The 26,150-nt window shown below is 59.9% G+C and carries 25 protein-coding genes; 13 read left to right on the top strand and 12 right to left on the bottom strand.

All coding sequences use genetic code 11. The features are described 5' to 3' along the window. The first annotated feature begins 138 nt into the window (after positions 1-138). Positions 139-1,314 carry an acyltransferase family protein gene (locus C5750_RS12765; RefSeq protein WP_105734265.1) on the top strand — a complete coding sequence of 392 codons (1,176 nt, stop codon included), beginning with the start codon at positions 139-141 and terminating at the stop codon, positions 1,312-1,314. A gap of 29 nt (positions 1,315-1,343) precedes the next feature. On the opposite strand, the gene C5750_RS12760 is transcribed toward C5750_RS12765, so the two are convergent. Further along, on the bottom strand, positions 1,344-1,955 hold the full coding sequence (locus C5750_RS12760) for a TetR/AcrR family transcriptional regulator (protein ID WP_105734264.1): 612 nt from the start codon (positions 1,953-1,955) through the stop codon (positions 1,344-1,346). A gap of 99 nt (positions 1,956-2,054) precedes the next feature. Here C5750_RS12760 and C5750_RS12755 point away from each other — a divergent pair, with 99 nt between their 5' ends. After that, on the top strand, positions 2,055-2,795 hold the full coding sequence (locus C5750_RS12755; protein WP_105734263.1) for an SDR family oxidoreductase: 741 nt from the start codon (positions 2,055-2,057) through the stop codon (positions 2,793-2,795). 36 nt (positions 2,796-2,831) lie between these two features. Here the strand turns inward: C5750_RS12755 and C5750_RS12750 are convergent, their stop codons facing one another. Continuing rightward, on the bottom strand, positions 2,832-3,224 hold the full coding sequence (locus tag C5750_RS12750; protein WP_105734262.1) for a DUF983 domain-containing protein: 393 nt from the start codon (positions 3,222-3,224) through the stop codon (positions 2,832-2,834). Positions 3,225-3,422: 198 nt separating this feature from the next. On the opposite strand from C5750_RS12750, the gene C5750_RS12745 reads away from it, so the two are divergent. After that, on the top strand, positions 3,423-4,808 hold the full coding sequence (locus C5750_RS12745) for an aminotransferase-like domain-containing protein (RefSeq protein WP_105734261.1): 1,386 nt from the start codon (positions 3,423-3,425) through the stop codon (positions 4,806-4,808). On the opposite strand, the gene C5750_RS12740 is transcribed toward C5750_RS12745, so the two are convergent. Together C5750_RS12740 and C5750_RS12735 are read right to left on the bottom strand one after the other, a co-directional pair. Further along, positions 4,805-5,374 carry a methylated-DNA--[protein]-cysteine S-methyltransferase gene (locus C5750_RS12740; protein WP_199537992.1) on the bottom strand — a complete coding sequence of 190 codons (570 nt, stop codon included), beginning with the start codon at positions 5,372-5,374 and terminating at the stop codon, positions 4,805-4,807. The two genes, C5750_RS12745 and C5750_RS12740, sit on opposite strands and share 4 nt — an antisense overlap. A 28-nt stretch (positions 5,375-5,402) precedes the next feature. Continuing rightward, a complete protein-coding gene (locus tag C5750_RS12735; protein WP_105734260.1) occupies positions 5,403-6,209 on the bottom strand; it encodes a DeoR/GlpR family DNA-binding transcription regulator in 807 nt (268 codons plus the stop codon). A 175-nt stretch (positions 6,210-6,384) separates the two neighbouring features. On the opposite strand from C5750_RS12735, the gene C5750_RS12730 reads away from it, so the two are divergent. The 6 genes from C5750_RS12730 (at position 6,385) to ppa (ending at position 14,815) form a co-directional block, all read left to right on the top strand. Further along, on the top strand, positions 6,385-7,281 hold the full coding sequence (locus C5750_RS12730) for a choline/ethanolamine kinase family protein (RefSeq protein ID WP_105734259.1): 897 nt from the start codon (positions 6,385-6,387) through the stop codon (positions 7,279-7,281). Then, a complete protein-coding gene (locus tag C5750_RS12725; protein ID WP_105734258.1) occupies positions 7,278-9,719 on the top strand; it encodes a GcvT family protein in 2,442 nt (813 codons plus the stop codon). Before C5750_RS12730 ends, C5750_RS12725 begins: the two co-directional genes overlap by 4 nt. Before the next feature lie 283 nt (positions 9,720-10,002). Next, positions 10,003-11,388, top strand: coding sequence for a magnesium transporter (gene mgtE / locus C5750_RS12720; protein WP_105734257.1), 1,386 nt, complete (start codon positions 10,003-10,005; stop codon positions 11,386-11,388). Between the two features lie 198 nt (positions 11,389-11,586). Further along, entirely contained in the window at positions 11,587-13,416 is a 1,830-nt protein-coding gene (gene typA, locus C5750_RS12715; protein ID WP_105734256.1) for a translational GTPase TypA, read from the top strand. A 134-nt stretch (positions 13,417-13,550) separates the two neighbouring features. Continuing rightward, complete coding sequence (locus C5750_RS12710) at positions 13,551-14,057, top strand: GNAT family N-acetyltransferase (protein ID WP_105734255.1); 507 nt, start codon at positions 13,551-13,553, stop codon at positions 14,055-14,057. Positions 14,058-14,278: 221 nt separating this feature from the next. Beyond that, entirely contained in the window at positions 14,279-14,815 is a 537-nt protein-coding gene (gene ppa, locus C5750_RS12705) for an inorganic diphosphatase (RefSeq protein WP_105734254.1), read from the top strand. On the opposite strand, the gene C5750_RS12700 is transcribed toward ppa, so the two are convergent. Both C5750_RS12700 and C5750_RS12695 read right to left on the bottom strand, forming a co-directional pair. Further along, the gene (locus tag C5750_RS12700) at positions 14,816-15,139 is read right to left on the bottom strand and encodes a DUF167 family protein (RefSeq protein ID WP_105734619.1); all 324 of its coding nucleotides are present in this window, start codon (positions 15,137-15,139) and stop codon (positions 14,816-14,818) included. 15 nt (positions 15,140-15,154) lie between these two features. Beyond that, the gene (locus C5750_RS12695; protein WP_105734618.1) at positions 15,155-15,445 is read right to left on the bottom strand and encodes a YggT family protein; all 291 of its coding nucleotides are present in this window, start codon (positions 15,443-15,445) and stop codon (positions 15,155-15,157) included. Between the two features lie 258 nt (positions 15,446-15,703). Between C5750_RS12695 and aqpZ the strand changes: the two genes are divergently transcribed. Together aqpZ and C5750_RS12685 are read left to right on the top strand one after the other, a co-directional pair. Continuing rightward, positions 15,704-16,393: an aquaporin Z gene (gene aqpZ, locus C5750_RS12690; RefSeq protein ID WP_105734253.1), complete on the top strand. Its 690-nt coding sequence runs from the start codon at positions 15,704-15,706 to the stop codon at positions 16,391-16,393. Between the two features lie 151 nt (positions 16,394-16,544). Then, positions 16,545-17,786, top strand: a complete 1,242-nt coding sequence (locus tag C5750_RS12685) for an MFS transporter (protein WP_105734252.1) — start codon at positions 16,545-16,547, stop codon at positions 17,784-17,786. 5 nt (positions 17,787-17,791) lie between these two features. Here C5750_RS12685 and C5750_RS12680 read toward each other — a convergent pair whose 3' ends face one another. The 6 genes from C5750_RS12680 to hemC form a co-directional block, all read right to left on the bottom strand. After that, positions 17,792-18,526, bottom strand: a complete 735-nt coding sequence (locus tag C5750_RS12680; RefSeq protein ID WP_105734251.1) for a glutamine amidotransferase — start codon at positions 18,524-18,526, stop codon at positions 17,792-17,794. A gap of 10 nt (positions 18,527-18,536) precedes the next feature. Then, positions 18,537-19,013, bottom strand: a complete 477-nt coding sequence (locus C5750_RS12675) for a tellurite resistance TerB family protein (protein WP_105734250.1) — start codon at positions 19,011-19,013, stop codon at positions 18,537-18,539. A 164-nt stretch (positions 19,014-19,177) separates the two neighbouring features. Then, positions 19,178-20,863 carry a heme biosynthesis protein HemY gene (locus tag C5750_RS12670; protein ID WP_105734249.1) on the bottom strand — a complete coding sequence of 562 codons (1,686 nt, stop codon included), beginning with the start codon at positions 20,861-20,863 and terminating at the stop codon, positions 19,178-19,180. Between the two features lie 13 nt (positions 20,864-20,876). After that, on the bottom strand, positions 20,877-22,211 hold the full coding sequence (locus C5750_RS12665) for a COG4223 family protein (RefSeq protein ID WP_105734248.1): 1,335 nt from the start codon (positions 22,209-22,211) through the stop codon (positions 20,877-20,879). 107 nt (positions 22,212-22,318) lie between these two features. After that, positions 22,319-23,044 carry a uroporphyrinogen-III synthase gene (locus C5750_RS12660; protein ID WP_105734247.1) on the bottom strand — a complete coding sequence of 242 codons (726 nt, stop codon included), beginning with the start codon at positions 23,042-23,044 and terminating at the stop codon, positions 22,319-22,321. After that, the gene (hemC, locus tag C5750_RS12655) at positions 23,044-23,973 is read right to left on the bottom strand and encodes a hydroxymethylbilane synthase (RefSeq protein WP_105734246.1); all 930 of its coding nucleotides are present in this window, start codon (positions 23,971-23,973) and stop codon (positions 23,044-23,046) included. Before hemC ends, C5750_RS12660 begins: the two co-directional genes overlap by 1 nt. A gap of 96 nt (positions 23,974-24,069) precedes the next feature. Between hemC and tsaD the strand changes: the two genes are divergently transcribed. Beyond that, entirely contained in the window at positions 24,070-25,149 is a 1,080-nt protein-coding gene (tsaD, locus tag C5750_RS12650) for a tRNA (adenosine(37)-N6)-threonylcarbamoyltransferase complex transferase subunit TsaD (RefSeq protein WP_105734245.1), read from the top strand. Then, entirely contained in the window at positions 25,146-26,132 is a 987-nt protein-coding gene (locus tag C5750_RS12645; RefSeq protein WP_105734244.1) for an NAD(P)H-dependent glycerol-3-phosphate dehydrogenase, read from the top strand. Before tsaD ends, C5750_RS12645 begins: the two co-directional genes overlap by 4 nt. The last annotated feature ends 18 nt before the right edge of the window (positions 26,133-26,150 follow it).

Genomic DNA, 26,150 nt, shown 5'->3' with positions numbered 1-26,150 from the left:
AAAGAACACGACTTTAAAAAACAGCGAACGCCCGATACATCATTTACCCACCTCTGTGCCGTTTGACGGCAATCATCTCTCACGCATCACAACCAGCCACCACAGGGTGCTTGGATCAAGTACTACGCGGGTACATTCATGACCGTATATTCGATTTGGCCGACATTCGTGTGCCTCGCCCTACTGATGCTTTTGACATATCTTCCGGGCTTTGATCGGGCCGGCTTCAAATCAACGGCGGTTCGTGTGAATGCCATTGACGGTGTCCGCGGATTTCTCGCGCTGGGAGTGGCGATCCACCATTCCGTAATTTACTATCAGTTCGTCCGGTCGGGTATATGGCAGGTTCCCCCCTCACGATTCTACACGCTTATCGGACAGGTCAGTGTTGCATGTTTTTTCATGATAACCGGCTATTTATTCTGGGCGAAAATTGTCCGCTCAAAGGGACGTCTGGACTTTGCCGAGCTGATGAAGGGCAGATTTTTCAGACTTGCGCCCGTTTATTGCCTAGCAGTTTCTCTCGCTGTCGCAATTATCTTCTGGAAGTCCGGCGGTGTCCTGAAGATACCGCTGTCGCAATACCTTCTTCAGATCATCCAAAACATGGCCATCGGAATCTTTCCGTTCACCGGGATGAACAATGAGCCAAGTTCAGCAACAATTTTGGCAGGCGTTACTTGGACGCTGCAATATGAATGGCAGTTCTATTTTGCTTTGCCTGCTCTAGCCATCTTCGCCAGACAGGCGAACACCCACCTGCCTTTTGCGATCGTGACATTGTTGACGGCACTGGTTCTCGTTCTCATGAGCGGCAGTTCAACCCTGGTCTTTTACGTTTTCTTTGCCTGTGGAATGGTCAGCGCTTCGCTTGAGGTCTCCGGTTATCTGCTCAAGTTGCCAAAGTTTGTCTTATCCGTCCTGTGCACCGGATGCCTGATTGCCATTATATTGCTTTACGGCAGCGCTTACCGGCCGGAGGTAGCGTTGCTTCTCGGCCTCGCATTTTATTTTCTGATCAGCGGCGCGGATTTATTCGGATTCCTCATTGCAAAGCCTTGCATCAGGCTCGGCGAAATCAGTTATGCGGTCTACATGATGCAGGGGCTGGTTCTGTATGCGCTGTTTGCCATTCAGCCCTTCCGCGATTTTGCGATGGCGTCTGACCTCAACTTTTGGATTGCCATCCTCGGTGTTCTTGTCAGCTTGGTACTTTTCGCCCTGGCCGTTCATTTGTTTGTCGAACGCCCCGGCGTAGAATTGGGACGAGGAGAACACGAAGGGCATCACAATCCCGCATCCGCGCCCGTCTAAACCCTGACGAAGGCCGGTCTTCGATCATTCTATCCCGGGGTTACCGTCAACCCCTCCCATGCGGCCATGGCCGCATGTGCGGTTTTCATCAGCTGATCCAGCGTCGCTCCGTCGCGGGCAGTGATCGACATGCCGTGCTGCACGGTTGCATAGAATTCGGCGATCTGCTGGAGATCAGCCTTCGCGGAAAGCTCGCCTTCGCGCACGCCGCGTTCCAGCCGTTCGCGCAACAGCGTAACATTATCGAGCCGTCGCTCGCGCAAGAGGGAACAGGGTGTATCCGCCCCCTCCTCGCCATGCAGCGCGCCCAGCACAACCATGCATCCATGCGGCTGGCCGGGATGCGTGTGGGAAATTGCGGTTTGCTTGAGAAAATTCGCAACCCCCTCTTTTGCGGTCGCCGCCATCGGCAAAGCGTTCTTGATGCGCTGCCCGACCTGACCGGTGTACAATTCCACCGCCGCCCTGAACAGGCCAGCCTTGCTGCCGAAAGCCGCATAAAGGCTTGGCGCGTTGATCTGCATGGCCTCGGTCAGATCGGACATGGAAGCGCTGTCATACCCTTTCTGCCAGAACACACGCATCGCGCGCTCTAGCGCGGCATCACGGTCAAATGCGCGGGGTCTGCCCTTCGGCAACATGGCAATCTCCTTTTGTAACAATCAATACATAAATCGCTTGACGCTTCGGCGCAAGAGTGGCAGTTATTTATGTATCAATCATTACATAAAGGAAAATCGATGTCTCGTCTCTCTCACAAAGTCGCCTTCATCACCGGCGGAAGCCGCGGTATCGGCGCAGCCATTGCCCTCAAACTGGCCGGAGACGGTGCCGATATCGCCATCACCTATACCAGCGCTGCAGCCAAGGCGGACACGACGGTCAAGGCCATCGAGAAGCTTGGACGCCGGGCAATCGCCATCAAGGCAGACAATACAGATGCGGCAGCTGTGGCAAACGCAGTCAATGAAGCCCACGCCAGGCTTGGGCGGCTGGACATTCTTGTGAACAGCGCCGGGGTCTACACCATGGACACTGTCGACGCGCTGGAACTGCAGGAATTCGACCGGGTGATGTCGATCCACGTCCGCGCCAGTTTCGTCGCGGCAAAGGCAGCCGCAGCGCTCATGCCCGCTGGCGGGCGCATCATCAGCATCGGCAGCAACCTGGCGGAAATCGTTCCCTTCCCCGGCCTGATTGCCTATTCAACCAGCAAGGCTGCCTTGATCGGCCTGACCAAGGCGCTTGCACGCGATCTTGGGCCCAGGGAAATTACCGCCAATATCGTCCACCCCGGCTCGACGGATACGGACATGAATCCTGCCGATGGCGATCATGCCGAAGGCCAGCGCGCCCGCATGGCCATTCCGCGCTTCGGCGAAGCCAGGGACATTGCCGGACTGGTGGCTTTTCTTGCCGGCGAAGAAGGCCGGTTCATCAATGGCACATCGCTGACGATCGACGGCGGCGCCAATACCTGATCAATCGGAACGGCCCAAGCCTGGTGTTCGGGCCGTTCATTGCTCGCCCTTGCGCACCAGACGACCCTCTTCCGCCTTGTGGAAAAACTGCGAGCATACCAGCCAGCCTTTTAGCGGCCGCAGGAGGATAAGGCTCCCGAACAGCGTCAGGGGCAGCGTGGTGAACAGATGCACCCAGATGGAAACTTCGTAGGTCGTTTGCAGCCAGAGCGCGAACAGCATGGCCGGAACGGCCACGATGGTCATTGCAAAGAACGCCGGACCGTCGGCCGGATCGGCAAAGGCATAGTCGAGCCCGCAGACCTCGCAGGAGGGCGCAAGCTTCAGAAATCCGTGGAACAGCCGTCCTTGCTGACATTGCGGACAGCGTCCGAGAATACCAGTCTTCATCGGATTGTCGGTCGCGTGGTGGTGGCCTGTCTGTGACATGGCTGATGCCTTTCTAACAAAGCTCTATTGTATGGCATTATACAGATATAAACATACAATTAGCATACTATTCTGATTTAATATATGGATTGTATGTATTTATGCAAGCATGGCGCTTTGTCACACGGGAGATTTGTCCTTGCCTCAAGGGCGGATCGCGGGTAATTGTATGGCTTAAATCCATACAAAGAGCCCGTCATGACCACCTGGACCCCCCGTATCGCAGCCAGTTCCCGCTACAAGCATCAGGGGATTGTCGATGCGCTGGTCGCGGACATCGGGTCGGGCCTTCTCAAACCCGGCGATGCGCTGCCGCCGCAGCGCGCGATGGCAAAGCAGCTTGGAATCGACCTGACGACCGTCACGCGGGCGATGACCGAAGCGCACCGTCTCGACCTTATTGAGGCGAAGGTTGGTTCAGGCACGATCATTAAGGGTGCACCGGCACAGTCGGTCCAGGGCATGGCGTCCCTTCTGACCGATCTGGACCTGACCATGATCATTCCTCCGCAGCCCCCGGAAGCCGATCTCCACAGTCACCTGATCCACGGCGTCAGCCATGTGCTCAATGGCGCTTCAAGCCATTTTCTCAGTTACCAGGAAAGCACGGGGACGGAAGCGGCGCGGGCCGCCGGGACCAAATGGCTGGCACCGCGTTTTGGCGAAGCCCCATCGGCCGACCGGCTTTTGGTGGCGGGAGGCGCCCAAAGTGCGCTCTTCGCCATTTGCAGCCTTCTGGCCGGGCGCGGCTCCATCTGCGCGGGAACCCTGACCTATCCCGGCCTGAAATCCGTCTGTGCGGCGCTTGATATTCCCCTGCACCCATTGGCCATGGACAGGAATGGCATCATTCCCGACGTGTTCGAAAGCTGCTGCAGAGCCCTGAAGCCGAAAGCCATCTACCTCTGCCCCTCCATCGACAATCCGACAACGGTGACAATGCCGCCCTCACGCCGGCAGATAATCGTCAGCATCGCCCAGCGCAATGACGTGATGATCATCGAGGATGACCCCTATGCGGAACTTCTCGATGCGCCGCTGCCGGCCATCGCTTCGATAGCGCCCGACATCACCTGGCATATCGCCACGCTATCGAAATGCGTCACACCGGCGTTGCGTGTCGCCTACGTGGTCTGCCCTTCCGCGCTGGACGTGCTGAAACTCGCATCCAGCCTGCGCGCCAGCAATCCCACCGCTTCGCCGCTTCTGATGGCCATTGCCACCGCCTGGATCAATGACGGCAGCCTTTACCGGATCGCCGCAGCCATTCGCGAGGAAAGCAGCGCCCGGCAGGCTATAGCTCGAAAGGTTCTGAAAAACTGGCATTTTGCCGCCCATCCCGCCGGGCATCACCTGTGGCTCGACGTGCCGGTTCAGTGGAGCGCGGCGGAATTCTCCGCTCTCGCCCGCCGTTCGGGCATTGGCATCGTCCCCGCTTCGGCTTTCAGCGCAGCCCCCAGCCATCCCGAGGCGGTACGGCTGTCGCTGGGCGCCGCGCCAAACAGGGAAAGGCTTGAACAGGCACTCGTCCTGCTCGACCGGCTCCTGCACGAACCGCGCTTTGCAACCGGAATTCTGGTTTAGAGAAAACTGCCCTGCGCCGTGATCGGGTGAAACACCGGCTGCTCCGATGTCTGCGCCGCAACCCGATGTTCCAGATCGAGCAGGAAACGTTTGCGCGGCTGGCCGCCGCCATAGCCGGTCAGTGATCCGTCCGCGCCAATGATCCGGTGGCAGGGAACCACAATGGCAATGCGGTTCTGCCCGTTCGCTCCCCCGACGGCCCGGCTCGAATTCGGCTTGCCAAGCGCCTGCGCCATGCCGCCATAGGTGCGCGTTTCGCCGTAGGGAATGGCGAGAAGCATTGACCAGATGGTGCGCTGAAACGGCGTCGCCGGCAGAAACAGCGGCGTCTCGAACCGTGTGCGCACGCCGTTGAAATAGGCCGTCATTTCCCTGTCGATCTGATCGAGATAGCGATGCCCGCCCGGTGTGATCGTATAGCGGTAGCGCTGCTCCAGCTCATTGAGTTCCGCGGGCAGAGCGGGCCGGTCGGCGAATTCCAGCAGCGATAACCCCTCATCATTCGCCATGGCGATCATGGGGCCGATGGGTGTCTGTATATGCCTGTAGTGCAGGGTCTTGGTCACGATGCTCTCCCGACTCACCCGGGGGATTCTATCCGCCTGCGGCCTGATCGCCACCCGATTCTTGCCTGGTGTCTTCGCCGGCAATACTGATCCTGGCTCCGGCCCGGCCAAGCGCCTGCAGAATATCGGCGGGCGGGGTTGCTTCCGTCACCAGCTCGTCGAAACCGGTGAAATCGCAGACCTGCACAAGACCATGCCGGCCAAACTTGGAGGCGTCGGTCACCACAACCGAACGTCCGCCGCGCGACAGGACCATGCGTGCGAACTCGGCCTCTTCCAGATTGTAGTCCATCAACCCATGCGCAGCGTCGATTGCGCCGATGGAGATGATCGCATGCGCAACATTGAACCGGCTGACAAAGTCGATGGCAAACGCGCCGAACGCCGCGCCATTGTCGCTGCGCAATTCGCCGCCCGCCATGAACACCTTATTGCCGTTGACCGTCGCCAGCGTCCGGGCAATGTCGGATGAATTGGTCACGACGGTCAGATTGCGGCAGTGCAGAAGCTCACGCGCCAGAAAGCTGGTGGTCGTTCCCGTATCGAGCATGATCGAGTCTCCGCTGCGGATGGTGCCCGCCACATGCCGGGCAATTGCCCGTTTGGCACTGGCGTTCTCCCGCATGCGCCGCTCGAACGGTGCTTCCCCCAGATGCTGCGGCAAGCCCACGGCGCCGTGGGTGCGCACGATCACGCCTTCGTCCGTCAGGGGCTTCACGTCGCGCCGGATTGTTTCGAGCGAGACACCCAGTCTTTGCGCGAGATCCGAAATCGAGATCGTGCCCTCATCCTGCAACACCCTGGCAATCTCGCCACGCCGTTTGGAACTCATCAAACACCTCTTTAATCCCGCAAACTCGTGTACATTCCAATATTAATACCACATAAATTTTATAAAACAGTCATAAAAACCACAAAATCTCACAAATCTGGATTGACAACGCCCGACATGCGGATGAGATTTGCTGCAGTGAGCGCCCAATCCGGGCCCTTGTTTTCTGGATTGCCCCATGCCGCAGACCCAGACCAGTGAAGCTCGAATTGCTGCCTTGCCGCTTTGGCAGGGCAACATCCGGATATCGGCGCTCAAGGGTGGGATCAGCAACGAGAGTTATGTCGTCGAGGATGGCGCCCGCAAATATGTGGTGCGCTTCGGCAAGGATTATCCTTTCCACCATGTCTTCCGCGACCGCGAAGCGATGACGGCAAAGGCCGCCCATCGCGCCGGTTTCGCGCCGGAACTGTTCCACGCGGATGACGGCATCATGGTATCGGCGTTTCTCGGCGCGAAAACCTATGAGGCCCAGGACGTGCGCAGCAACATCGCCGGAGTTGCAGAGCTGATCCGGCGGTTTCATACGGCAATGCCTGAGCATATCACCGGCCCCGGCTTCATGTTCTGGGTGTTCCATGTGATCCGCGATTACGCCCGCACGCTCAAAAACGGCGCAAGCCGCATGGCCAGCCATCTGGACCGCTACCTCGCCTTGGCCGCGGAGATGGAAGCCGCGCAAAAGCCCTTGCCGATCATCTTCAGTCACAATGACCTTTTGCCCGCCAATATTCTTGATGATGGCAACCGTCTCTGGCTGATCGACTTCGAATATGCCGGATTTTCCACGGCCATGTTCGATCTCGCCGGCATCGCCTCCAATGCCGGCCTGAGCGACGATGAATCGGACACGCTTCTCACCACCTATTTCGGGACTGCGCCGGATTACGGGCTGAAGCGCGCCCATGCCGCCATGCAATGTGCCTCGCTGCTGCGCGAGGCGATGTGGGCGATGGTATCGGAATTGTATCTCAACGCACCCGGTGTCGACTACGTCGCCTATACCCACGAAAATCTGGAGCGGCTGGATCAGGCGCTCGACCGGTTTCGAACCACCTATGGAAACAAATCATGACCCTGCCCAGTCACGCCCAGATCGTCGTCATCGGCGGCGGCATCATCGGCTGCTCCACCGCCTATCATCTCGCCAAAGATCACAAGGCCGATGTCGTTCTGCTCGAACAGGGGCAACTCACGTCCGGCTCCACCTGGCACGCGGCGGGCCTGGTCGGTCAGCTGCGCTCCTCCGCATCGATCACGCGCGTCCTGAAATATTCCGTCGATCTCTATAAGCGCCTCGACGCGGAGACCGGTCTGGCAACGGGTTGGAAAATGACGGGCTGCCTGCGCCTTGCCACCAATCCGGACCGGTGGACCGAGTTCCGGCGGCTGGCGACGACCGCTGGCAGCTTCGGCATGGAGATGCACCTGCTTTCACCGGCGGAGGTCAAGGCCATGTGGCCGCTGATGCGGGTTGACGATCTGGTGGGCGCAAGCTGGCTGCCGACAGACGGGCAGGCAAGCCCCTCCGACATCACCCAGTCGCTGGCGCGCGGCGCCCGCATGAACGGCGCCAAACTCATCGAAAACATCCGCGTGACCGGCTTCGAGATGGACGGCGAACGCATCGTCAAGGTCAAGACGGATCAGGGTGATATCGCCTGTGAAAAGGTGGTCAATTGTGCCGGGCAATGGGCACGGCAGGTCGGGGCGATGGCGGGGATCAATGTGCCTTTGCAGCCCGTCAAGCACCAATACATCATCACGGAAAAGATCGATGGCCTGTCCTCCAATGCGCCGACAATCCGCGATCCGGACCGGCGCACCTATTTCAAGGAGGAGGTTGGCGGGCTGGTCATGGGCGGTTATGAACCCAATCCGCAGGGCTGGGTGACCGGCGACGTGCCGGAAGACTGGCAGTTTCGCCTGTTCGACGACGATTTCGATCACTTCGAGCAGCACATGCTGCAGGCCATCGAACGCATTCCGGCGCTCGAAACCGTTGGGGTCAAACAGATGATCAATGGGCCGGAAAGTTTCACTCCGGACGGCAATTTCATCCTTGGCCGTGCTCCGGAATGCTCCAACATGTTTGTCGGCGCAGGCTTCAACGCCTTCGGCATCGCCTCGGGCGGCGGTGCCGGTTGGGTATTGGCCCAGTGGGTTGTCGATGGCGAAGCGCCGCTCGATCTGTGGACCGTCGACATCCGGCGTTTCTCCAATCTGCATCGCGACCGCGAATGGGTCCGCGACCGCACGCTGGAGGCCTATGGCAAGCATTACACCATCGGCTTCCCGCACGAGGAATATGCATCCGGGCGTCCAGCCATCGTCTCGCCGCTCTACAAGCGCCTGCAGGAGCATGGCGCGGTCTTCGGTTCAAAGCTCGGATGGGAGCGGCCCAACTGGTTTGCCCCTGCGGGAACAGAGCCCGCCGACGTCTATTCCATGGGCCGGCAGAACTGGTTTAATGAGGTCGGCAAAGAACATGCGCTGGTGCGTGAAAAGGTCGGCATTTTCGACCAGTCGTCCTTTGCCAAATATGAACTGACCGGCAAGGACGCACAAACCGCGCTCGATTACATCTGCGCAAACGATATCGCCAAGCCCGCCGGCCGCCTGACCTATACACAACTTCTCAACACGCGCGGCGGCATTGAGTGTGATCTCACGGTGGCGCGGCTTGCCGAAGACAAGTTCTACATCGTCACCGGCACCGGCTTTCGCACCCATGATTTTGCCTGGATCAGGGAGCACATCGGTGAAGGGCTGGATGCGCGTCTGGCCGATATCACCGAGCATTTCGGCACACTTTCCCTCATGGGGCCGAAAGCGCGGGATGTTCTTGCCCGTGTCACGGATACCGATGTCGGCAACAGCGCCTTTCCCTTTGGTCATGTCAGGGAAATCATCATTGCCGGGGCAACGGTTCGCGCCCTGCGTGTCACCTATGTCGGCGAACTTGGCTGGGAACTGCACATCCCGATTGCCGCGACCGGCGCCGTCTTCGATGCCCTGATGCAGGCCGGTGCCGATTTCGGCATCAAGCCGGTCGGATACCGGGCACTGGAATCCCTGCGGCTGGAAAAGGGTTATCGCGCCTGGGGTGCCGACATCACGCCCAATGACTCGCCTTTCGAGGCTGGGCTGGGCTGGGCCGTCAAACTGCGCAAGGACACGGAATTTCTCGGCCGGAAGGCGAGCGAGACCATTCAGGCCGCACCGCTCAAGAAGCGCTTTGCCGGGTTTACGGTTGCCAGGGACGACGTGGTTCTTCTCGGGCGCGAGACAATCCTGCGCAATGGCGAGACGGTGGGGTATCTGACCAGCGGCGGCTTTGGCTACACCGTCGGCAAGCCCATTGGCTTCGGCTATGTGCGCCATGCCGATGGCGTCACGGATGACTTTCTGACCGGGGGGACCTATGAGCTTGTCGTCGCCAATGAGCGCTTTCCCGCTGCAATCCATCTGGAACCGCTCTATGATCCGCACAACGCAAAAGTGAAGGTGTGAAGCGTCAGACGCACCGTCAGGCAAGCCCTCCGAAACAGCAGCAATTCAGCGCCCTGCGGCATAATTTCCAGGGGGTTGACTTTCCCTGTAGAGGGGACCAAATGGCAGCACGCAGCTGATATATTTTCAACCGCGTATCACCAAACCGGAGTCTATCTCTTATGCCCAGCGACGACAGTTACAGTCGATTGTTTGCGCCGTCATCGGCGATCGTGGCCTGATTCCAAGAGATCAGCTCGCCCCGATCAGCCATGACGGCGGATCGACGGAAAGGCGAGCTAAAATGAACGACCTTCGCTTGAACCAGGATGCGGCCAATGCTGATTTGGCAACGGCATCCAATGTGGCTGAACAGCTTGCGTCCATGCAGGCTGCTGATGCTGTCGAACTGCTCAATGAGCTCGATGTCGAGGATGCCGTCGGCATTCTGGCGGAAATGCCGCGGGACCACGCGGTTCTGATTCTGGATCAGCCGGAACTGCATTCGTCCGCCGAGATCATCGCCGAACTTCCCCCCGTCATTGCGCGGGAATTACTCGACGCCATGTCCGCCGACCGCGTGACGGATATTTTCCAGCAGTTCGATGATGAGACCCGCATTCGCCTGGCCGCCAGCCTCGGCCAGGAAACCAAGGCTGCGCTGCGCAAGCTGCTGCATTACCCGCCGCATACGGCCGGCAGCCTGATGACCACGGAATTCGTCAGCGTTCCCGCCAATTGGAGTGTTGCCGCAACGCTTCAGCACATTCGCGAGGTCGAGCGGTCGCGCGAAACCATCTATGCGATCTATGTGACCGATCCAAGGACCAAGGGGCTGCTGCGCGCCGTCGCCTTGCGCCGCCTGATCACCAGCGAACCGAATGATTCCATCATGAGCGTCGGCCGCGACGTGGCACCGGTCACGGTTGGCCCGCTCACCGATCAGGAAGACGTGGCCCGTCTGTTCCGCAAGCACGATCTGCTCGCCGTTCCCGTGGTGAATGACGACAATCACATCATCGGCATCGTAACCGTCGATGATGTGATCGACGCCATGACCCAGGAAATGACCGAAGATACCCTGAAATTCGGTGGCATGGAGGCGCTCAACAAGCCCTACATGCAGATCGGTTTCGTCCAGATGCTGCGCAAGCGCGCCGGCTGGCTCGGCGTGCTGTTTCTCAGCGAAATGCTGACGGCCAGTGCCATGCAGTATTTCGAGGGCGAACTGGAAAAGGCCGTGGTTCTCACCCTGTTCATCCCTTTGATCATGAGTTCGGGCGGCAATTCCGGCTCCCAGGCCACATCCCTGCTGATCCGGGCCCTGGCATTGCAGGAACTGCGCTTGAAAGACTGGTGGCGGGTGGCGCTGCGCGAGCTGCCGACCGGCCTGGCGCTTGGATCTTTCCTCGGCATGATCGGTATTATCCGCATCACCACATGGCAGATGGCCGGTCTTTACAACTACGGTCCGCACTGGATGCTGATTGCAGCGACCGTCGGCGCCGCCCTGATCGGCATCGTGACCTTCGGTTCGCTTGTCGGCTCCATGCTGCCCTTCATCCTGCAGAAGATTGGTTTCGATCCTGCCAGTGCCTCCGCGCCCTTTGTGGCCACGCTGGTCGATGTGACCGGGCTGGTCATCTATTTCTCGATAGCGCTGGTCTTTCTTTCCGGCACCCTTCTTTGACCGGACGCGCGGCAATTCCCCGAATTTGCCGCGCGCGGGACCGCCCGAGAACCGTTACATCCGCATAGCTGTAATGCAGGCAACGGCCAGCCAAACGCGCATCCCCCCTTTCGCATTTGCGAAAAAACATGTAAGGAGCGCGCAAATGCAAAGCGGCGCCAGCATGTGTGCGTCCTCAATCCTCCAAAAGAGAAACTCATGAAACTGCGCAACATCGCGATCATCGCACACGTTGACCATGGCAAAACCACGCTTGTCGACGAACTTCTGAAACAGTCCGGCAATTTCCGTGACAACCAGCGCGTTGCCGAACGCATGATGGATTCGAACGACATCGAAAAGGAACGCGGGATCACCATTCTCGCCAAGGCCACTTCGGTTGTCTGGAAGGATGCGCGCATCAACATCGTCGATACACCCGGCCACGCCGATTTCGGCGGCGAAGTCGAGCGTATCCTCAGCATGGTCGACGGCGCGATCGTTCTCGTTGACGCGGCCGAAGGCCCAATGCCCCAGACCAAGTTCGTGGTCGGCAAGGCCCTCAAGGTTGGCCTGCGCCCGATCGTTGCGATCAACAAGATCGACCGTCCGGATGCGCGTTACGAGGAAGTCGTCAACGAGGTTTTTGATCTCTTTGCCGCCCTGGATGCCACCGACGAACAGCTCGACTTCCCGATCCTCTACGGTTCTGGCCGTAATGGCTGGATGGCACGCAACCCCGAAGGGCCGCAGGATCAGGGTCTGTCCGCCCTCTTCGATATGGTTCTTGAACATGTACCGGCGCCGACCGTTGGCGAAGGCCCGTTCAAGATGATCGGCACGATTCTCGAAGCCGATCCTTTCCTTGGCCGTATCATCACCGGCCGCATCCATTCCGGCACGGTCAAGTCGAACCAGCAGGTCAAGGTTCTGCATGGGGACGGCACCCAGCTCGAAACCGGCCGTATCTCCAAGATCCTCGCATTCCGCGGTCTTGAGCGCCAGCCGATCGATGAAGCCCATGCGGGCGACATCGTTGCCATTGCCGGCCTGCAGAAGGGCACGGTTGCCGACACGTTCTGCGCCACGGAAGTCACCGAACCTCTGCATGCGCAGCCGATCGATCCGCCGACTGTGACCATGTCCTTCATCGTCAACGATTCTCCGCTGGCCGGCACCGAAGGCGACAAGGTCACCAGCCGCGTCATCCGCGACCGCCTCCTCAAGGAAGCCGAAGGCAATGTTGCGCTGAAGGTCGAGGAATCCGGCGACAAGGATTCGTTCTTCGTCTCGGGCCGCGGCGAATTGCAGCTCGCCGTTCTCATCGAGAATATGCGCCGCGAAGGTTTTGAGCTTGGCGTCTCGCGTCCGCGCGTTGTCATGCAGAAGGACGAGAACGGCAACATGCTCGAGCCCATCGAGGAAGTGCTGATCGACGTCGACGAGGAATATTCCGGCACGGTTGTGCAGAAGATGTCCGAGCGCAAGGCCGAAATGGTCGAGCTGCGGCCATCCGGCGGCAATCGCGTGCGCATGGTTTTCTACGCGCCGACCCGCGGTCTCATCGGCTATCAGTCGGAACTTCTGACCGATACACGCGGCACGGCGATCATGAACCGTCTGTTCCGCGCCTACGAGCCCTTCAAGGGTGAAATCTCCGGCCGTAACAACGGCGTTCTGATCTCCAACGACCAGGGCGAGTCTGTTGCCTTCGCCATGTGGAACCTGGAAGATCGCGGCCCGATGGTCATTGAAGCCGGCGTCAAGGTCTATGCCGGCATGATCATCGGCATCCACTCGCGCGACAACGATCTGGAAGTGAACGTGCTCAAGGGCAAGAAGCTGACCAACATCCGGGCGGCCGGCAAGGATGAAGCCGTCAAGCTGACACCGCCGATCCGCATGACGCTGGAACGCGCCCTGTCGTGGATTCAGGATGACGAACTGGTGGAAGTCACGCCGAAGTCGATCCGTCTGCGCAAGCTGTACCTCGATCCAAACGAACGCAAGCGTTTTGAAAAGAGCAACAAGACCGCCGGCGCCGCATAAGGCGACGATGTGACGGCTTAACAATCGGAAAAAGCGGCGATTTTCGCCGCTTTTTCTTTTTGGTGCACGACACGAAAAATCGTTTTGAAAGCCAGTTGCGAAGTCCCGGTGACCGGGTCTATGGTTAAGAAACCATGAACACCCATGTGACCGAGATCAGACGCGCTGAACTGGCCGATGCGGGCGCAATTTCCGCCGTGCATCTGGCTGCCTGGCAAGGTGCCTATACGGGTATTATTCCGCACCGTTCGCTCAATACCATGCTGCATCGCCGCGGCGCGGACTGGTGGGCAAGAGCCATCCGCCGCTCCACCCAAATTCTCGTCGCCGACATTGGCGGCGTTGTCGCCGGCTATGCCACGCTCGGCCCCAACCGGGCGCGGCAGCTGCCGCAGAAGGGCGAAGTCTATGAACTTTACATCCGCCCCGAGTATCAGGGACTGGGCCTGGGAACGCGGCTTCTGGGCGCTGCCCGCCGCAGCCTCATCGATCAGGGGCTGAAGGGCATGGTTGTCTGGGCGCTTGAAGACAATGATCTTGCGGTCAGCTTCTATGCCAGCGCAGGCGGCAGGGATGTGGCCGAAGGCGTTGAATGTTTCGAAGGCAAGACGTTGAAGAAAATCGCCTTTGTCTGGAACTGACTGCCTGACATGCTTTTTTCCACCTGCGCGGTGATGGGTTGTCCCATCATTTTGAAACGCAATATGTGTCGTTTTGCCTGCCATTGCATGGCCTTGCCGGCGCTTCTTCCGGTCAATTCAGCCTGTTCCCGCATTTTCGGGACGTAGATATGCGATGCAATTCTTGCGCCAGGCCATAAAAATCTTTACAGCACTCCCAAACCAACAAGGACTCTGAAAATATGCGCATTGATGCCATTTCGGTCGGCAATAATCCTCCTGAAGATGTCAACGTAATCATCGAGGTTCCAGTCGGCGGCCAGCCGATCAAATACGAACTCGACAAGGATTCCGGCGCCCTGTTTGTCGACCGGTTCCTGCATACCCCGATGACCTATCCAGGCAATTACGGTTTCGTGCCGCACACCCTGTCGGACGATGGTGATCCGATCGACGTGCTGATCTGCAACACCCGTGCCTTGATGCCCACCAGCGTGATCAATGTACGCCCCATCGGCGTGCTGGTGATGGAAGACAACAAGGGCCAGGATGAAAAGATCATCGCTGTGCCGTCGCCGCACCTGACACTGCGTTACGAGAAGGTCCATAACTACACGGACCTGCCCGACATCACCTTGAAGCAGATCCAGCATTTCTTCGAACACTACAAGGATCTGGAACCCGGCAAGTGGGTGAAGATCGGCGACTGGGGCGATGAAGATGCAGCCCGCAAGCTGATCACTGAAGCCATCGAGCGTCACAACGCCAAGAAGGCCTGATTATTCGTCGGGCGATCCCAGCCGCGCAAGCTTCGATGCGAGCGCCTCAGGATCGCCCGAAATCTTCACCTGCTTCAGCCGTGATGTGGCGCCTGCGCCAATGGAAACATCCCGCGCTGCAACGCCAAGCCATTGCGCCAGCAGCTTCTCCAGCGCCGCATTGGCCTTTCCGTCTTCCGGCACTGCCCGCACACGCGCTTTCAGATGTGCCCTGCCATCATCCGTCGCTTCGACACCCTCCACCGCGTCTTTGGCTGACTTTGGCGTCAGCCGGACAAAGAGCGTGACGCCGTTGCGCTCTTTGCGAAAGAATACCCCGCGCAAAGCCAAGGCGCTGACTTAGAGCAGCGCTGGCGCAATCGTCGTTGCGAGAAACCGCTGAAGGAAGAAAATGATCAGGAGCAGGATGATCGGTGAAATATCGATGCCGCCCAGATCAGGAATAAACCTGCGTATGGGACGCAGCGCCGGTTCCGTCACACGATACAGAAATTCACCAATCGACGCGACAAAGTGATTGCTTGAATTGATCACGTTGAACGCATGGAGCCATGAGAAAATTGCGCTGGCAATGATGATGTAGGAATAGAGCGTCAGCGCCAGATTGATGGTTTCGAGAAGGGCGAGCATGGGTTTCTCCTGATAGTCACGCGACATGTAGCGATTGGCGCGCTTTCGGGCAAGGGGCAGCAGCTTCCCCCACGGCGAAACCAGATGCACCGCTCCATTCCAGCCGCCAAGTATTTCCGTGTCAAACGGCGCAGCCCAGCGGCGGAACAACCGTATTCATCACTATACAATTGAACGTTATTGTTGAATTTGCCAAACAAGATTAACTTCTAGTTGTGAGTCGGGCAGTTCCGGCAAGCAATTATCTAGGGGGTTTTCATGCTCAATAAACTGTCAGCCGAATTTTTCGGTACATTCTGGCTCGTTCTTGGCGGGTGCGGCAGTGCCGTTCTGGCCGCCGCATTTCCGGGCACAGGCATCGGCTTTCTTGGTGTTGCGTTTGCGTTTGGTCTTACGGTTCTTACCATGGCCTATGCGGTCGGCGGTATTTCCGGCGGCCACTTCAATCCCGCCGTTTCGCTTGGCCTTGCCGTGGCGGGACGGTTCGATGTCAAGGATCTCATTCCCTACTGGATCGCGCAGGTTATCGGCGCTATCGCGGCGGCGGCCGTGCTTTATCTGATCGCTTCGGGTAAGGCGGATTTCGCCGGCGTCAAAGGCTTTGCTTCCAATGGTTATGCTGAACTTTCTCCAGGCGGCTTTGGACTGACCGCCGCCCTGGTTACGGAAGTGGTTCTGACCGCCTTCTTCATCATCATCATCCTTGGGGCAACGTCATCTTCGGTTCCGGCAGGCTTTGCGCCCATCGCGATTGGTCTGGGGCTGACCTTGATCCATCTGGTATCGATTCCGGTGACGAATACATCCGTCAATCCGGCACGCTCCACGGGCGTGGCCCTGTTTGCCCAGACAGCGGCGCTCAGCCAGTTGTGGCTCTTCTGGGTGGCTCCCCTGGTCGGCGCCGTTGTCGGTGCGACCATCTGGAAGGTCCTTCTCGGCAAGGAGTGAGTTCCCGATCCTTTCACACCTGATTTTGGGCCGGTTGATCCGGCCCATTTTTTCGCCCTGCCGAAACGATATAATAATTCATATTTATTGATCCCCCTTTGACCGGATTTGTTCTAGAAGAGATCTCCAGATTCCGGAGCCTTTCATCGCAATGTCCCTCTCAGAAACGAACGCGGCGCATGATCGCTATGCCGCCTTCCGTCATTCCTCCTTCACCCGATACTGGCTGGCACGCTTCTTCGGCTCCTTCGCCATCCAGATCATCAGCGTGTCGGTTGGCTGGCAGATTTACGATCTGACGCGCGACCCCTTTGATCTTGGCCTTGTCGGCCTCGTCCAGTTCGCGCCCTCGCTTCTGCTGGTTCTCGTCACCGGTGCCGCCGCAGACCGGTTCGGCCGCCGCTTCATCATGGGGCTCGCACTGGGTGCGGAAGTGATCTGCGCGGCGTTGCTGTTGCTGCTGACCCTCACCCATACATTCACCCCGCTCACCGTCTTTGCCATTCTCGCCGGTTTCGGCGTGGGACGCGCCTTTCTTGGGCCGGCTTCCGCCTCGCTGGTTGTCAATCTGGTTCCCACGGAAGTATTTTCGAATGCGGTATCGTGGAACTCCTCCGCCTGGCAGATCGCCACGATCGTCGGCCCGGTTGCCGGCGGCCTGCTCTACGGCCTGTCGCCCGCCATCGCCTACAGCATCGCGACAATCCTGCTGGCTGCCGCCACGATCTGCATTTTCTCCATCCCCAAACCCGCCCAGCACACGCTCAGCGAGAAAAAATCACTGCAGACACTGCTGGCAGGCTTCCACTACATCTGGAAAGAAAAAGTCGTTCTCGGCGCGATTTCGCTCGATCTGTTTGCCGTCTTGCTCGGCGGCGCCGTGGCGCTCCTGCCGGTCTATGCCCGGGACATCCTGCAGCTTGGCCCCTGGGGACTTGGCATGTTGCGGGCAGCGCCCGGTATCGGCGCCATTCTGACCGCCCTCTGGCTGGCCGGTCATCCCATCCGCGACCATGCCGGCATGATCATGTTCCTGTTTGTCGCGCTGTTCGGCTTGCTTACCATCATGTTCGGCGTATCCAACCTTGCATGGCTCTCCATCGCCCTGCTGGCCTTCATGGGCGCCGCCGACATGATCAGCGTCTACATCCGGGAAACGCTGCTGCAGCTCTGGACGCCAGACCACGTCCGCGGCCGCGTCAATGCGGTCAACATGGTCTTTGTCGGTGCGTCGAACGAACTGGGTGAATTCCGGGCCGGTATCATGGCATCGCTGATCGGCACCATCCCTGCCGTGGTCTTTGGCGGCGTCGGCACCATTGCCGTGGCAGGCCTGTGGGCTTACTGGTTTCCGCAATTGCGCAAAGCACGCAACCTGCAGGGCCGGACGTAGACGGCCTAAGCCGGAACCGGCGCGCCGAAGATCGTACCGAGGAAGCGCTGAAGCCAGGCTTTCAGCACCGCATCGTAAACCAGGCGGCCCTCCAGGTGCTCGCGCCCCGGCTGGGCATTGTTCATCGTGAAGCGTTCCGAACCGCGCACGACCCAGCGTTGCATCATGGCACGGGTCAATTCCGCGTGGAACTGCACACCCCAGGCATTCTCGCCATAGCGGAAGGCCTGGTTGTGGTAAGCCTTGGCGGTTGCCAGAAGGGTGGCGCTGCGCGGCAGGCCAAAGCCCTCGCGATGAAAATGATACACCATGGACGGCCAGTCCATGAGGGCCTTGCCGGCCTCGGTGGCTTCCAGTTCGTACCAGCCGATTTCGACCAGTCCTTCCGGATGCGGCCCCACCGTGCCGCCAAGATGCTTGGCGAGCATCTGCGCACCAAGGCAAATGCCGAGAAACGGCTTGTTTTCCGCCAGCGGCACGGACAGCCAGTCGGTTTCCCGGTCAACGAATTCATCGGGATCATTGGCGCTCATGGGGCCACCAAAAATGACAGCGCCCGCATGATCCTCCAGCGTTTCGGGCAGGCCGTCACCCAGCGGCGGACGGCGGATATCCAGATCAAAGCCGGACTGCAGCAGCAGCTGGCCGACACGGCCGGGGCTTGAACGTTCCTGATGCAGTACCGTGAGGATTTTCGGGCGCTTCACTTGCCTGTTCTCCATCCAGTCTGTCTGGAACATGCTTCTGATCCTATTCCTCTTGCACCGCCTGCTTGGCGCGAAGGGCTGCCTTCTGTTTCATCGTGACCCGGTCACGGGACGAGACTCCGATCAGTTCCGCAACCCGCCAGACAACATTTTCTTCCAGCTCATGCGCGGAACCATCGGCAAAAACCACGTCCCACATCAGTTCAATGAAGTGAATGCGCGCCGCTTCGTCAAGATTGCGTTTGAGCACGCTGGTAAAGCTGTAGAGATCGACGGCTTCTTGATCCGCCTGCTCACTGTCCTCCAGCAGGCGCTTCAGCGCCTCGCCCTTGAGCCCGTAGGCCTCGGAAATCAGCTGCGACAGGCGCTTGCGCTCCACCTTGCGCCGCTCTCCGTCCGCATCCATAACATGAAACATCAGCGCGGCCGCCGCAAGGCGCGGATCGTTCCTCGAAAAATGGCCTTTCCCGCTTTCGCCCGACGGCAAAGCTTTGAAGAAGGTGACAAGGCGGTCCAGCATCAAAACAGATCTCTCAGCGTTGTTATCAATGACCCGAATCAACTGATAGCTTGGCTGACAGGGCCCTGTCATTGTGCATCTTGCCGCAAAGACCGCTATTGAAATTAATGTGTTAGGATCGACACACCAGGGCAGTTCCGGCCATCTGGACCGGAAAAGCTCTTCTAGAAGAGACGGAACTTCTTGTTGGGCCGGTCCTCCTCGTCATCCCGTTGCACGCCCGGGTCATCCGGCACCGGAATGACCAGTTTTTCTTCCTCGCGCTGCACCGCGGCAGGCGCCGTTTCCGCCAGGGATGGCAGGACGGACGCAATGCGTTCATGGGCATGCGGCTCTTCCGGTTTTGCCGCCACGGGCTTCACCGCAGGCTCCGCCGGTACGATTTCCGCATCCGCAATATAGCCATCCGCTTCAACAACCCGTGCCGCGGGCCTTTCCGCAGGCACCACCACGGACTTTGCCGGGATCAAGGGTTCTGCAGGTTCGCGCCGGGGTGCGAGCTGGACAGGTTTGGCGGCCAGCGCACTGTCAAAATCATCCCGCGCATCGATCATTGTTCCCAATTGCTCGACAGGAACCTTCCACTCGAACGCGTTCAGCTTGCCGGTGACCGGTGAAGCGGGCGCCCAGCGCTCCGAAACATAGCCGTCGGCGGTCCAGGCAGGGTCGCGGGGCGCCTTGACGGCCCGCGACAGCCACTGGCGCACGCGGCCCTGATCGCCCGTTTGCGCCTCCTCGATATCGGCCAGCAGCAGATAGGCGCTTTCGCGCGGGGCCGTGCGCAACACGGTCTCGGCAGCCTCGCGCGCTTCCTTCAATTCGCCCGCGGCCAGCGCCGCATGGGCAATGGCAAGGTTCGATTCCGCATGGTGCGGATAGAGCGAAGCCAGGTTGCGGGCGCGCTTCAAGCGGTCGAACACCGAATCCCCCAGGCGCGCATGCACATAGGTTTCCGCCACTTCCGGATGCGGCTGTTTCTTCCACACATGCTCCAGGATTTTCGACCCCTTGCGCAGGTCACCCTGCTGGAACAGCACTTTGGCGGCGATGATGGCGGCCGGGATCAGATCCGGCGCAAGCTTGTTCGCCTCGATGGCAATGGGTTTCGATCCCGCCGGATCGCTTTCGAATGTATCGATCGCCTTGGCAGTCAGGAGAACAGCGCGTTCACGCTTTGCCGTATCCTTGTCGATCTGCTTGGTGGATTTCTGCTTCTCCAGCAGTTCCAGAGCGCCATCCCAATCGCCATGGGCTGTCTTTTGCCCGAGAGCCGCCGTGGCCGCCCATTCGACGTTGGGTGCCAGAAACGCCGCCTGTTCGGCATATTGCAGCGACGCTTCCCGCGCACCAAGGCGTTGCGCTTCAAGATAAAGCCCGCGCAGGCCGAGCAGCTTCGTCTCCGGGTCATCCAGCATCGCCTGGAATTTCGCCCGCGCATCATCCGAACGGCCTTCCAGCATGGCTGCCTGTGCGTCCAGAAGCTTGATCAGCGGCTCCTGGTCGACATTGAGCAGTTTTTCCGCCTGCTTGATCATGCGCCGGGCCGTCTGCCCGTCTCCTGCACCCGCTGCAATCAGACCGGTGGACAGGGACTGATAGCCGCGATCACGCTTGCGGGCGCGGAAATGGCGGCGCAGGGCATAGGGAGACCCAATGACGCTCTTGATGATCCACCAGACAAGCATGACAGCGGCCACAAGCGCCACGATGGCGGATGCGGCCACCATGAGGCTGACCTTGTGCTGCATCCCGGCGAGGGTGACGACGAGATCGCCCGGCCGGTCGGCCAGCCATGCAAAACCAAACCCGAGCACGAGAACGACGATGAGGAAGGACAGGACTTTGATCATGATCGTCTTTCCCTCACTGCGCCGCAGCCGGCGTCTTCATGCCGGTCAACGCGTTGGAGAGCGCCTTGGAAACGATATCGCCGGCCTTCTGCCGGGCGCGCATGGCATTGGCGAAATCGGCCGAGACGGCTTTGGCCGTTTCGGGCAGCCTGTCCCATTCGGCAATGGCGGCTGGCAAGTCGCCGCCGTTGAGATGCGCCTCTATGCGCGCAGTGATGGCATCGACACCTTCGCCTTCGACGAGGCCCACCGGACGCGATTCGACAAGGCCGCTGGCGCTCGCCCACAGCCGGTCGACAATACCCGCATTCGGGTCAACCTTGCGCGTTGTCGCAATGATTTTCGTCGCCACGTCGCCGAACTGGCTCGCCAGCATGCTGACGGTCGGAACACCGGCCGAAGCGGCGGAGCGCAACCCCTCGGCATCGGCAGAGGCCGGCGCGACAGCAAGATATGTATCAAGCTCCGCCGCAAAAGGCCCGCCCCGGTCAATCGCCGACTTCAGGCCGGTGGCGGCGATGGCCAGCGCCATGGTGTTCTGTCCCGCATTGTCCTGCACTTTGGTCTCAAGCGCATCGAGCCGCGTCTGCAAAGCCGCTGACGCCTGCGCTTCCCCCGCAAGTGCACCGGCAGCCTGCTCCACTTTCTGCTGGCTGGCGGTCAATTGCGTCTCAAGCGATGCGATACGCGCATCGATAGCACTGGTATCAACAGCACCACCGGCGCTTGCAGCCTTTGTCTGGGCGTCCGCCAGGGTTTGCTTCAGGGTTTTTACGTCAGCGGCAATGCCGGACACCTGACCCAGAGCCTGCTTGGCGTTTTCCACCGCGCCATTCAATGCCACTTGCGCGCCTTCATCAAGACTGGCTTTCGCCGGAGCGGCCGCACGCAATTCGGCAATCTGCTGCTCGACGGCGGAGAGGTCAGCCTTGGGCGATGGCAACACCCCGGCCCATTGCAGGGTCGCAGCGCCAAGCAGAGCCACCACGCCGCCGATGAGACCGGACGTTAAACGCCCGAGCGGATCACCCGTCTTCGGCGGCACGACAGCAGATGCAGATGCTGCCTGTTTCGGCGCTTCGGCAGATGGCGACCGGCCAAACGACGGGCTTTGCTGCGATGTATTGTCTGTGTTGGGCTTCTCCGCATTGCCTGCAGAAGCGGCTTTGACCGGCTCGTCCTTCGGCGGCTGCGGCTTGGCGTCGGTCTTCGGGCTGAAGCCGACAGGTTCAGGCTGCGGCACATTCGTGCTGGCCGGTGTACTCTTCACAATGTCCGATGGCTCCAGTTCTATCGTCACAGGCTTCCGGGCTGATTTGGAATGACGGGGAACGGATGATTTGGCCATGGACACTCTCTTCAGAACAATTGGGCTTCAGAACAATTGGGTTGACTGAAACCCCAAGCTAACAGGGAAGTTCCACTTCGGAAACGTCATGCAGCGACGATTGCCGTTCATCCATCGCCCTGCAACCCCGCCAGGAGGTCGAACAGCGCGTCTTCATCGGGGCGGCGGGCAATCCCAATAGATGGCGCGTTGAGGCCCTTGAGACCATCGGCAATACGCCGCGACAGGCATAAAAATAGTGTCTTATCAAAGAGTTCCGCCAATCTCGCCGCTTTGATCAGAGTGGACAGCACATCCGAACTCATCTGCGAATACAGCAAGCAGTAATCAATATTTCTTGACCCGAGGGTTTTGATCAAAAACTCAGTTGTATAACTGACTGAAATGGTATCGTAGACGGCCAACGAAGCGCACGGGAATCCCGCTTTCGCCACCGCGCGTTCAAAACCCGGCGACCGCACCCGGCCGGTCAGGTACAGAATGGAGGCACCTGAACACAATTCTTCGACAATGGTTTGCGCCAGCGATTCTCCATCGCCATCGCCTGTCGTCACTGTCTCAAAGCCGCGGGCACGCGCCGCATCCGCGGTTGCTTCGCCTACGGTGAAGCAAGGTAGCTGGAGGTACGGCGCAAGCAGCGCATCGCTGGCATGGGCCAGCGCATTGGCGCTCGTTGCAACAAGGGCATTGAACGTGCCTTCGGGCGATGCCGGGTTGAGGGGAACGATTTCCGTGAGCGGCAACAGCAGGGGCACATAGCCCTGGGCGCGCAGCCGGTCGGCGGTTCTGGTCGCAGCTGGCAGGGGCCGTGTGACCAGAACGGTTTTTTCCATCAGAGCCAATCCGTAAAGAAATGCGCCCCGGCCTTTGCCCGGACGCGTGCGGCGGCATCTTGCCCGATGGCCGCCGCATCCGCCACATCGCCTTCGCCAGTCACTTCGTGGGCTTCCGTCCCGTCCGGCAGCAGGATCATGCCGTGAAATTTCAGGATGCTGCCGGAAATCGTCGCAAGACCGGCGATGGGCGTGCGGCACGAACCATCGAGCGTACCGAGGAAAGCACGTTCACAGGCCAGCGCCGTTGACGTCGCGAAATGATTGAGCGGCGCGACCAGCGCATCGATTCGCGCGTCGCCGATTCGTGTTTCCAGTGTGATCGCGCCCTGTCCGGGCGCCGGTGGAAAGGTTGCCACATCCATCAGCGCAGTCGCCGCATCGCCAAGGCCAAGGCGGCGCAGACCGGCATAGGCGAGGAAAGTAGCGTCTACCTCACCATCGGCCAGCTTGCGCAGGCGCGTTTCCACATTGCCGCGAAAGTTCACAACTTTCAGATCCGGCCGCGATTTGAGAATCAGCGCCTGGCGCCGCAGCGAGGCAGACCCGACAACCGCACCCAAAGGCAATTCCGCCAGCGTTCTCACCGTACGGCCGATGAAGGCATCGCGCGGATCTTCGCGTTCGAGGAAAACCGAGAGATGCAGGCCCTCGGGCAGGAAGGTCGGCATATCCTTGGAGGAGTGCACGGCCAGATCGATGCGGCCATCCGCCAGCTGTTCTTCGATCTCAAGGGTGAACAGCCCCTTGCCGCCAACCTCCGACAGCGGACGATCCTGAATCCGGTCGCCGCTGGTCGAAATCACCACGATCTCGATGTCCTCTTCGCGCAGGCCATGGGCTTTAACCAGCCGATCACGCGTCTCACGGGCTTGTACGAGTGCCAGCGCACTCCCACGTGTACCGATCTTGAGCGTTTTTGTTTGCATTAGTCGCAGTCCGTGTTACGCGAGTTTGAATTATCCGGCCCTAACTAACGGGCTTTTGTGCAACGGGCAATGCGGCGAAGGATGTCAGGGTCATCGATGCGGGTTTTGGGCATAGAAACAAGCTGTGACGAAACGGCGGCGGCGGTCGTTGAGCGCGATCACAACGGCCAGGGACGGATTCTGTCCAGCGTGGTTCTTAGCCAGATTGACGATCATGCACCCTATGGCGGCGTCGTGCCCGAAATTGCCGCACGTGCCCATGTGGAAGTGCTCGACCGGCTGATCGGGCAGGCGCTGCATGAGGCTCACATGACCCTGGACGAGGTGGATGCGGTGGCAGCAACCGCCGGTCCCGGCCTGATCGGCGGGCTGATCGTCGGCCTCATGACCGGCAAGGCCATTGCCATGGTGGCGCAAAAGCCGTTTTACGCCATCAATCATCTCGAAGGTCATGCCCTGACCCCCCGTCTGACCGACCAGATCGATTTTCCCTATCTGCTTCTCCTTGTTTCCGGCGGCCATACCCAGATGGTGCTGGTCAAGGGCCTCGGTGACTATGAACGGCTTGGCACAACCATCGACGATGCCCTCGGCGAAGCCTTTGACAAAACAGCAAAACTGCTTGGCTTGCCCTATCCGGGTGGCCCCGAGGTGGAGAAGGCGGCGTCTCTGGGTGATCCCAGCCGCTTTTCCCTGCCAAGGCCGCTCAAGGGCGAGGAACGGCTCGACTTCTCCTTCTCCGGCCTGAAGACGGCCGTGCGCCAACTGGCAACCACACTGGAACCGCTGTCGCAGACGGATGTAAACGATATCTGCGCCGCGTTTCAGGCCGCTGTTGCCGATACGCTGAATGACCGCGTATCGCGCTCGCTTGCCCGTTTTCGCGCCAGGTTTCCCGGTGTGAAGGAACCTGTGCTGGTCGTCGCCGGCGGCGTTGCCGCCAACAAGGTCCTGCGGACCTGCCTGCAGGACCTGTGTTCCGGAAACGGCTTCCGCTTCATTGCGCCGCCCATGGCGCTGTGCACCGACAATGCCGCGATGATCGCCTGGGCCGGGGTGGAACGGGCCGGGCATATGGCCGCCGATTCGCTCGATATCGCGCCGCGGTCGCGCTGGCCGCTGGACATGCAATCCGCCCCCCTGATCGGCGCCGGGCGTCGAGGAGCCAAGGCATGAGCCCCGTACACAACATTGCGGTTCTTGGCGGCGGTGCCTGGGGCACGGCCCTTGGCGCCATGGCAGCGCACAATGGACACAGCGTGCGCCTTTATGCCCGCGACGCCGCCAGTGTTCATTCCATCAACGCGCTTCACCGCAATGAAACTTACCTTCCGGGCATAGATCTGCCAGCGCCGTTGACCGCCAGTACGGACGCAGCGAGTGTTCTTGCGGGCAGCGATTTCATTCTTTGCGTCATTCCGGCGCAGGCCATGGCCAGCGCTCTTGAGGAGCTGAAGCCCCTGATCCCGAGAGCCGTGCCGCTGATCATCTGCGCCAAGGGCATTGATCGCAAACGCGGTCTGCTGATGTCCAGCCTGGTCAGGGAGATCATCCCGGATCAGCTCATCGCAGCATTGTCCGGGCCGAGCTTTGCCAGCGACGTGGCAAGGGGCCTGCCGACCGCCGTCACCGTTGCCGCCGAAAGCCAGACCGTGGCTGACCGAATCGCGCTTGCCCTTTCGGGTCCGGCATTCCGCTGCTATTCGACGGATGACCTTGTCGGCGTCGAGATCGGCGGCGCGCTGAAGAACGTGCTTGCCATTGCCGCCGGTGCCGCCATCGGCCGGGGATTTGGCGCAAGCGCACAGGCGGCGCTGGTGACCCGCGGCTTTGTCGAACTGCGGCGTGTGGGTCATGCACTTGGCGCCCGGCCGGAGACGATCATGGGCCTTTCCGGCCTCGGCGATCTGCTGCTCTCCTGCTCGACATCCCAGTCGCGCAACTATTCCTACGGCCTTGCCCTTGGCCGGGGCGACGACCTGACCGGCAGGCCGCTGGCGGAAGGCGTGGCGACGGCAGCCATCGCCGCGGAGCTGGTCGCCCGGCACTCCATCGAAGCACCCATCATCGAAGCGGTTGCGCGCATTCTGGACCGCAGCATTACTATTGACGAAGCGGTCGAAGCCCTGCTTGCAAGACCGCTGAAAAACGAAGATTAGAAATCTGATTGTCCGTAT

This window comes from Phyllobacterium myrsinacearum (assembly GCF_002980555.1).
Taxonomy (GTDB): domain Bacteria; phylum Pseudomonadota; class Alphaproteobacteria; order Rhizobiales; family Rhizobiaceae; genus Phyllobacterium; species Phyllobacterium myrsinacearum.
This window is presented reverse-complemented; position numbering and strand designations above follow the sequence as displayed.